At 52.3% G+C, this 7,180-nt stretch carries 7 protein-coding genes and 2 pseudogenes; 6 read left to right on the top strand and 3 right to left on the bottom strand.

Annotated features, from left to right (window positions below):
• Both C492_RS08070 and C492_RS08065 read left to right on the top strand, forming a co-directional pair.
• Positions 1–1,634 (top strand): type I restriction enzyme endonuclease domain-containing protein (locus C492_RS08070; RefSeq protein ID WP_008422220.1); only part of this gene is annotated, 1,634 nt, incomplete at its 5' end.
• Positions 1,631–2,359 (top strand): M48 family metallopeptidase, encoded by a 729-nt coding sequence (locus tag C492_RS08065; RefSeq protein WP_008422218.1) that lies wholly within the window; start codon positions 1,631–1,633, stop codon positions 2,357–2,359. The genes C492_RS08070 and C492_RS08065, both read left to right, overlap by 4 nt.
• A 231-nt stretch (positions 2,360–2,590) precedes the next feature.
• Here C492_RS08065 and C492_RS23570 read toward each other — a convergent pair whose 3' ends face one another.
• Positions 2,591–2,848 (bottom strand): hypothetical protein, encoded by a 258-nt coding sequence (locus tag C492_RS23570; protein WP_152424842.1) that lies wholly within the window; start codon positions 2,846–2,848, stop codon positions 2,591–2,593.
• A 140-nt stretch (positions 2,849–2,988) separates the two neighbouring features.
• Positions 2,989–3,180 (bottom strand): hypothetical protein, encoded by a 192-nt coding sequence (locus C492_RS24160; protein WP_008422217.1) that lies wholly within the window; start codon positions 3,178–3,180, stop codon positions 2,989–2,991.
• A 232-nt stretch (positions 3,181–3,412) separates the two neighbouring features.
• Here C492_RS24160 and C492_RS23565 point away from each other — a divergent pair, with 232 nt between their 5' ends.
• Positions 3,413–4,015 (top strand): hypothetical protein, encoded by a 603-nt coding sequence (locus C492_RS23565; protein ID WP_152424841.1) that lies wholly within the window; start codon positions 3,413–3,415, stop codon positions 4,013–4,015.
• Positions 4,016–4,164: 149 nt separating this feature from the next.
• Positions 4,165–4,614, top strand: a pseudogene (locus C492_RS25540) (HalOD1 output domain-containing protein); the annotation flags it as partial.
• A 171-nt stretch (positions 4,615–4,785) separates the two neighbouring features.
• On the opposite strand, the pseudogene C492_RS25830 reads toward C492_RS25540, so the two are convergent.
• Positions 4,786–4,950 (bottom strand): annotated as a pseudogene (locus tag C492_RS25830) (alpha/beta fold hydrolase); the annotation flags it as partial.
• Positions 4,951–5,969: 1,019 nt separating this feature from the next.
• On the opposite strand from C492_RS25830, the gene C492_RS08045 reads away from it, so the two are divergent.
• The gene (locus C492_RS08045) at positions 5,970–6,173 is read left to right on the top strand and encodes a hypothetical protein (protein WP_008422211.1); all 204 of its coding nucleotides are present in this window, start codon (positions 5,970–5,972) and stop codon (positions 6,171–6,173) included.
• 487 nt (positions 6,174–6,660) lie between these two features.
• A complete protein-coding gene (locus C492_RS26045) occupies positions 6,661–6,753 on the top strand; it encodes a DUF7386 family protein (protein WP_449289502.1) in 93 nt (30 codons plus the stop codon).
• Positions 6,754–7,180: the final 427 nt, after the last annotated feature.

Raw genomic sequence — 7,180 nt, 5'->3', positions numbered from 1 at the left:
CCCGCCAGACCTTTGGCAATTACATTGACACCTACACTATCGATCAGTCACTCGAGGACAACACCACCGTCGAGATTCTCTACCAGGGCCGACTCGCTGACCTCCATCTCGAGGGGGCGAATCTCGATCGACTCTTCGATCGCGTCTTTCAGGACCGAACCGAGGAGGAGAAAGCCGAGATTCAGAAGCGCTACGCTCGTGAGCGCGATCTTGCTGAAGCTGAATCACGGATCGAAGAGGTTGCCCTCGACATCATCGACCACTTTGAGAATGAGATCGCCCGTCCGTTCAAGGGAATGGTCGTCACGACGAGCAAACGAGCCGCTATCGAGTACAAGAAGAAACTCGACAACCTGAATGGTCCCGAGTCTCGAGTCGTTATCTCCCACGGCCACAATGACCCCGAGGAGGTCAAGCAGTGGGCACCGAGCGACACCGATCTCTCGAAGTACAAAGATGAGTTCATCGATCCTGACGGCGAGGTCGAGCTTCTAGTTGTCTGTGATATGCTGCTCACCGGCTTTGACGCGCCAGTTGCCCAGGTGATGTACCTCGACAAGCCACTGAAAGAGCACAACTTGCTCCAAGCGATCGCGCGTGTCAACCGACCTTTCCCCGAGAAGAACCACGGGCTCATTGTTGACTACTACGGTATCTCGAACGACCTCAAAACGGCGCTCGCGATGTTTAGTGACGATGACGTGAAACACGCGATGATCCCCCTCTCGGACAAGAAGCCCGAACTCGAAGCCGCCCATCGAAAGGCGACTGCCTTCTTCGATGACCTCAATGACATGGAGGCGTGTCTCCAGACACTCGAACCCGAAGACGTCCGTATCGAATTCAAAAACGCGTACAAGCGATTCTCACGGTTGATGGACGTCGTCCTTCCGGATCCGATGGCGAATCCCTACAAGGGCGATCTCGATCGGCTCAGCGAGATTTTTGCTCGTGCAAAAGAACGGTACCGGGACGACTCGATGAACCTCGAAGGCTGCGGTGAGAAGGTTCGGGAACTCATCCAGAAACACATCCGATCGAAGGGGATCGACGTGCTCAACGACGAGCCAGTATCGATCATGGACGAGAGCACGTTCGGTGCGAAGATGGATAAGCTAGAGAGCGACGAAGCACGGGCGAGTGAAATGCAACACGCAGTCAAGCACGAACTATCGGTTCGATTTGACGAAGATCCCGTGCAGTACGGTTCGCTCCAGGAGCGCGTCGAAGAACTCATCGAAAATTACAAACAAAGTCGGCTGACTGACCGTGAGTACCTTGAAGAACTCAATAAAGTCCTCAACGAGATGCGAACTCGCGACCAGCAGGCCCGCTCGAAGGGGCTCGCCGATGGAACAGAGCTTTCCTTCTACCATGCTCTAGAGGAGGTGCTCAGTACCGAGAATAGGGCCGTTGATCAAGAAATGCTCGTCAAATTGACTGAAGACATCGTCGCTCAGGTCGAAGATATTGCGGACGTTGTTGAGTGGCAGCAAAAGGTGACAGTACAGCAGAGGCTTCGGAAAGCGGTTAAGCTCCGTCTCATCAAGTCTGACGTTTCTATGTCAGCCGATGAGCGAACACAGCTTACCAATCAGATTGTGGAACTCGCGCGGGCGCACTACAAGCCATGAGGCAATACCACATCGGCCAGACCGTCATTCCTTACGAGGTCGACTGGTCGAGAGACCGCGAGACAATCGGACTTTCACTCGATCATTCGCTTGAGCTTACCGTTCGAGCGCCGATGACGGCAACCCTCGATGATATCGAAACGGTACTCGAAAATCGGAGTGAATGGCTTCTCGAGAAGCTTTACGGACTCAAAGAACAATCAGAGCCGCCATACTCTAAAGAGTTCCTGAGTGGTGAGAAACTCCCGTATCGCGGTCGTAAATATCGGCTTGAGGTCATAGAAGCTGATGTTCCGGAACCACAATTATCATTCGATGGAGACACGTTCACACTCGAGGCACACCGCTTTGACGCGCCCGGAGATTACGTAAGTATTCGGCGAAAGCAGCAGGCAGTTGTCGACTGGTATATCCGCCGTGCCGAAGAAGAACTCCCGAAACGGAGTCCGCGTTACGAGTCAAAATTAGGCCTCGGTGAGATTTCGATCGACATCAGTGAAATCGATCATCGGTGGGGGGAGTACGAGAACGGAACGGTGCGCTTAAATTGGCGACTGATCCTCGCACCCGTCCGGATTCAGGACTACGTCATCGTTCACGAACTGGTACACGCATACCACGAGGATCATTCTGATCCTTTTTGGAATACTGTCGGTACACTCGTCCCAGACTATCAAGAGCGTCGGGAGTGGTTGCGAATCAATGGAAATATGCTAACGATTTAATTGATATTCCTTCGTTGCCCACTCGCTGAAAATTTGAGCCCAACGATCGTTACGGCAGGTCGCTGTATCGCCTCTTCCATTCTTGTCTATTCCGACTTGGGAAAGTCCTGAAAGGCAGATATCCTTCGTATAGAAAACCAGCTAGTACGGCTGTTCACCATCAGGCGTCAGAAAAACCTCTTTTTCGGGATCGTTTTCGGCTAGCACCCATTCNTTCGTATAGAAAACCAGCTAGTACGGCTGTTCACCATCAGGCGTCAGAAAAACCTCTTTTTCGGGATCGTTTTCGGCTAGCACCCATTCACCTTCGGTAACAAGCTGCTCAAATTCATCCCGGTCGTAGTCATAGAACTGACCAGGAGAGGGCCCAACGAGACGTACAGAGTTATCCCCAGAATTGAGTTCGTAGAACAATGGCTCGCTCTCGGACTGTGGACCAAGGACACCCTCCCAGTTCTCGATATCGTGGGTCGAATTCGTACTAGGCATAGATCACTCTACAGACTCATCTGTGAAACAATTTGTGTACTCCTCGAATCTGAAACCGAAAGTTAGCGATGGACTGATACAGGTAGTCCATACAGAATGCGACAATGGAGGATATTCCTCAGCCATCGAAGAAGGCGTACTCAGTCGGTGATCTGGTACAGATCTATCTTGGTGCAGATGATCCCGATGCCCAGTATCATGGCATGATATGCGAAGTTGCCAAAGTCCACACGGATGATCTTGGTGCCGAGACTGGCCGTTCGACAGATGCGCACTCGTATACCCTTCGCGACCTCGAGGCAGACGACGAACTTCCAGTCCCGTTTCGCCACCACGATTTGGTTCCGGTTGGATAAATCTCACCAACCTCATCTCAAAACACTCCTGCAACGGCCCAGCAGACTCGACTGTCTCGTACCGTTCACGCACGTCTTCAAAAATCAAAATTTCTATGACGCCGTTGTCTTGCGTGCAACACTGCAACTAAAAGAGCACACAGAACGGTTTTAAGTTGACTCTACAATAATCTGATTATCTATGGGAAGAAGTCTTCAGTTTGCTATCATGGGGGTAGTGATCGTACTATTTGTAGAGTTAGTTTTCCTTATTGGAGCTTATCAAGGCAGATTTCGTTCAGAATTTGTATCTGCTGTTGTGTCTGCAACACTGGTTCTTGTCACTACTGTATCGGTTATCTTAAATGCTTTCTTGCTAGAAGAGCAACAAGATTCTAAGAGAAAAGAAGTAGAACCAGTGTTTCAGGTAGTCCTCACTCCAACTGGAATAGGTAATGTTGCTCCCGCAATAGAAAATATTGGAAACGGTCCCGCAATTAATATCACGGGTACCATAGACCTGCCTGATGTCAGTGAAAAACTCGATTTCTCGAGATACAACATCTCTCAAGGAGATAAAGCAGTACTCCCAGTACCCGAGGAATATAACATGTCAATTGATTCATGGAAGGAAAGAGAGAATATTAGTATTGATATAAGATATCAGGATATATTTAGCAATAAAAAATCAGTTCAGCCGGACTATGATGTAAATATACTTTTAGAAGATCTAATATCCCATCATAGTGAAAGTGATAATTCAACTGAGCAGAGTTTAGAAAGTATTGAAAACACATTAGGGAAAATTGAACGAGCTATTAGTAATATGTGAAGATACCCGCTACTGTTGAAAGTATATGATATTACTTTTGTCTCTGTGTAACCAATAATATAACTTATCTGGAATGGAATTTCTCTCTACTGTCTCCGTAGCCATTTTTAGGAGCGCGATTGTGTGCCATCGCATAACCAAAAGTACACGAACTCGACGAGGAGACCCGCAAGTTCCACATCTAGATCAACGGCCTCGAGGACATCGACAGAATGGCCGACTCCAGACAGATCATTCAGCTCGAACTTGACAAGGGCGAGGAGTTCTTCTACATCGATGCGGAGGGCAACACCGACGATGTCCACCTCGAACTTACTCGGGAGGACCTGATCGACCTGCAGGTCAGGCCCGCCCACTCGCTGTTCTCGCTGGACTACCTCAAGGACATGAACAAGGCGATCCCCGGCGACAGCGCAAGCGAGGCCGACCTCGAGGCGGTCGGCGCGGCCGCCGACGTCGATCTGCTCGAGTTTGAGCAGCTGTACACCGTCATCGATCCGGACGCAATCGACGCGTTGTGTGCACACACCCGCCGGACAGACGGGCGGATCCGCGTCTCGGATCCGCCGGCGACCGCGCCGGAGGTCGCCGGCGACTGATCACTCGTGATCGGCGAGAAACGACAGCAGCGTCTCGTTGACCATCTCCGAGTCCTCGATGAAAAGTAGTTCGAGCCGCCCTCAACGAGTTCGAGGCGCGTGTTCGGAATCTTCTCGCCGAGTAGCTTGCCGTTCGCTCGCGCCGTCGGGCACGTCGAACATGTGCTCCTAGGTCTCGTCGGGGATCGGGACCGCGTCGACCCTGCCGTGGGTAGTACACAGAAGCGTCAGCATCTTCGCGCGGGAGTACTCCAGCGCGTAGCGCTGGGCGACCGTCCCGCCCATGCTCGCGCCGACAATGTGGGCGTCGTAGATCCCGACGTCGTCGAGCGTGTCCTTCAGTTCGCTGAGCGGTCGGTACCTCCCTATTATATATCTCTCAAATATGCCTACCCCTCCACATATTGTAGCAAATATGGTCACAGATATGTTTAATTTGAAGCACCCGCGCGCAAAGAGTGCATTTTTATCCCGACCGTCCATTGAAGATAGATGTCGTTCGAGAAAGAACTCAGGAACCGACGCCTAACACGTCACCCGAGTTCTTCTTGGCGACACACCAGAGACGATATGAGCAGCGATGATAACAGCCACCGCTATAGAGTTGATCTGGCCGCTTGCGGCAGTGTGAGCTGGTCAGGAGTCTCGCTTCGGCTCGCGTTCGAAGCCAGCCCAAAAGTAGTCTACCTACTACTCACGCTCACGACGGTGGCGCCACTGGCGATACGAATCGTCCCCTAAAAGCCGGTCCTGAACGGAACTCAGGAACCGACGCCTAACGTTTACGTTTACCCTCGAGTGGGATATAGGAGTTATGGTTAGCGTTACCCCCACACCGACCACCTCACACTGCTACCGCCGCTCACTCCTCGAGCGCGGCCGTATCCGCGAGTAAGTCGAACGACTCGGCAGCGTTTCGAACGATCGGCTTTCCTCACGATCGCCATCGCCGGACTCACCGAAGATCCACCACTTTGCTCGAGTCCACACTGGTGCCTCTCGATGCTCCTCGCGCCGCTGCTCGCGACTTTTGTGAAAGAAGACGAGACAGATCAGCTCATGGATAACTGTTGCCGAGACCGATCGGTCTCGATGGTACCGATCGCATAGTCGAACTAGGGATAACGACGCTGAGTGCGTTCTGCTATGAGGTAGTTGATTCGAGAATCGGCGTTGCACCATGAGGTCCGTTCTTCCATGGGTGTATTTGAATGAGAGAGCGACGGGTCCATTCGCTGAGTCGTAGTTGCTTTCTATGACCGAAGCTACTGTCCCGGAAAGGGGGGTTTCCGGGACACCTGATTCTCCCCACCCGTAACCCTCATTGTACGCATTTATGTAGGGTTAAACCAGGGATGCCAGAAACTACCGTTTCGGTCACCGAGTCAACGACGACTAACCCCGACGGCGACGACTACCATCGGAAACAGTACCGAACTACGATCCCGAAAGACCTCGCCGAGTTCTTCGACATGGTTCGAGAGACTACCCTCGAGTGGTCCATCGGCGGCGCGAGTAACAAACTGGAGATCACCATTCACGACAACGGCGAGGAGTAGTCCATGATCAGGAACAGCGAAGGCGTCGCCGACCCTGGCGATCTCCCTGAATCTGACTGGGTCGACGCGCCTACGATCGGCTACGTGCGGCTCTCACAAGAGTCTGACCGCTCGATTGCGGCTCAGAAGCGAGACATTCGAGACTGCGTAGTGAAAGGCACGGTCAGGTGGTGAGTGGTAGGTGGTGGGTTGACCGTGCCAACTGTAGTTGTCAGCTATTATAGCTTCTTTCTACGGCTTGATGGGATACACACTCATGCATGCGTTTTGGTAATTCCTCTATGCTATATGTGACCAAAACGCTTTTTGAGACTACTTTCACAATTCATATGCGAGGACAACGTCCTCGCCACTCGAGATCTCGCCTTGGATACATAGTATCCAGAAGAGGCAGATCAAAATCAAAGCCATCTGGGAACACCCCACACCCCNCCCCACCGTCTCTTGGAAATCTTCCCCCGGTTTCCACATTTCGTACTGAGCAACGTTGCGACTGAGCGACGAGCGTAACCGACTCCTCGAGATCGCCTGCGAGATCATAGCCGACAGCCCCGACGACGACCCACCACGCGGGACGTAATCAACGCGGCGCTCACGTCTCGTCGCCGGCGTTCTCCCGAGATCGGCGGGGTTGCATGGGGTGTGTTGAATCGAGGCTCGACTGCCGGGCACCGCTATGTGCGCCCGCGCGATCCTTCCGAGAGGTCGAGACCCGCGTCGGTCCGTCGCTCCCATGAGGTTGTATTTGTTTTCGCTATGGGGTTCTGGTTGCTCTGGGGTCCGACTCGTGAGGTTTGCTCGAGAGCCGTCCCTCGAGCCGAGTGCTATGATATTGTTTGAATCGAAATCGGCGTTGCACCATGAGGTGTTGACCACCAGGAGGTTCGTTTTTCCAGGGGTGTGTTTGAATCGGGAGAGCGAAGCGCCGTTCGCTGAGCTATACTTACTTTCTGTGAGACCGTGTCATAGAGCTATTCTCATGGGATTGCTTACACCTCTATTTCAGT

It is taken from the genome of Natronococcus jeotgali DSM 18795 (assembly GCF_000337695.1).
Taxonomy (GTDB): Archaea; Halobacteriota; Halobacteria; order Halobacteriales; family Natrialbaceae; genus Natronococcus; species Natronococcus jeotgali.
Note: the sequence above shows the minus strand (reverse complement) of the source record. Positions and strands in the feature narration are given on the sequence as shown.

What these genes read in the sequence shown, in the direction of transcription:
- C492_RS23570 (WP_152424842.1), bottom strand. Translation starts at nt 2,848, where the DNA reads ATGCCTAGTACGAATTCGACCCACGATATCGAGAACTGGGAGGGTGTC.
- C492_RS23565 (WP_152424841.1), top strand. Translation starts at nt 3,413, where the DNA reads ATGGGGGTAGTGATCGTACTATTTGTAGAGTTAGTTTTCCTTATTGGA.
- C492_RS08065 (WP_008422218.1), top strand. Translation starts at nt 1,631, where the DNA reads ATGAGGCAATACCACATCGGCCAGACCGTCATTCCTTACGAGGTCGAC.
- C492_RS08045 (WP_008422211.1), top strand. Translation starts at nt 5,970, where the DNA reads ATGCCAGAAACTACCGTTTCGGTCACCGAGTCAACGACGACTAACCCC.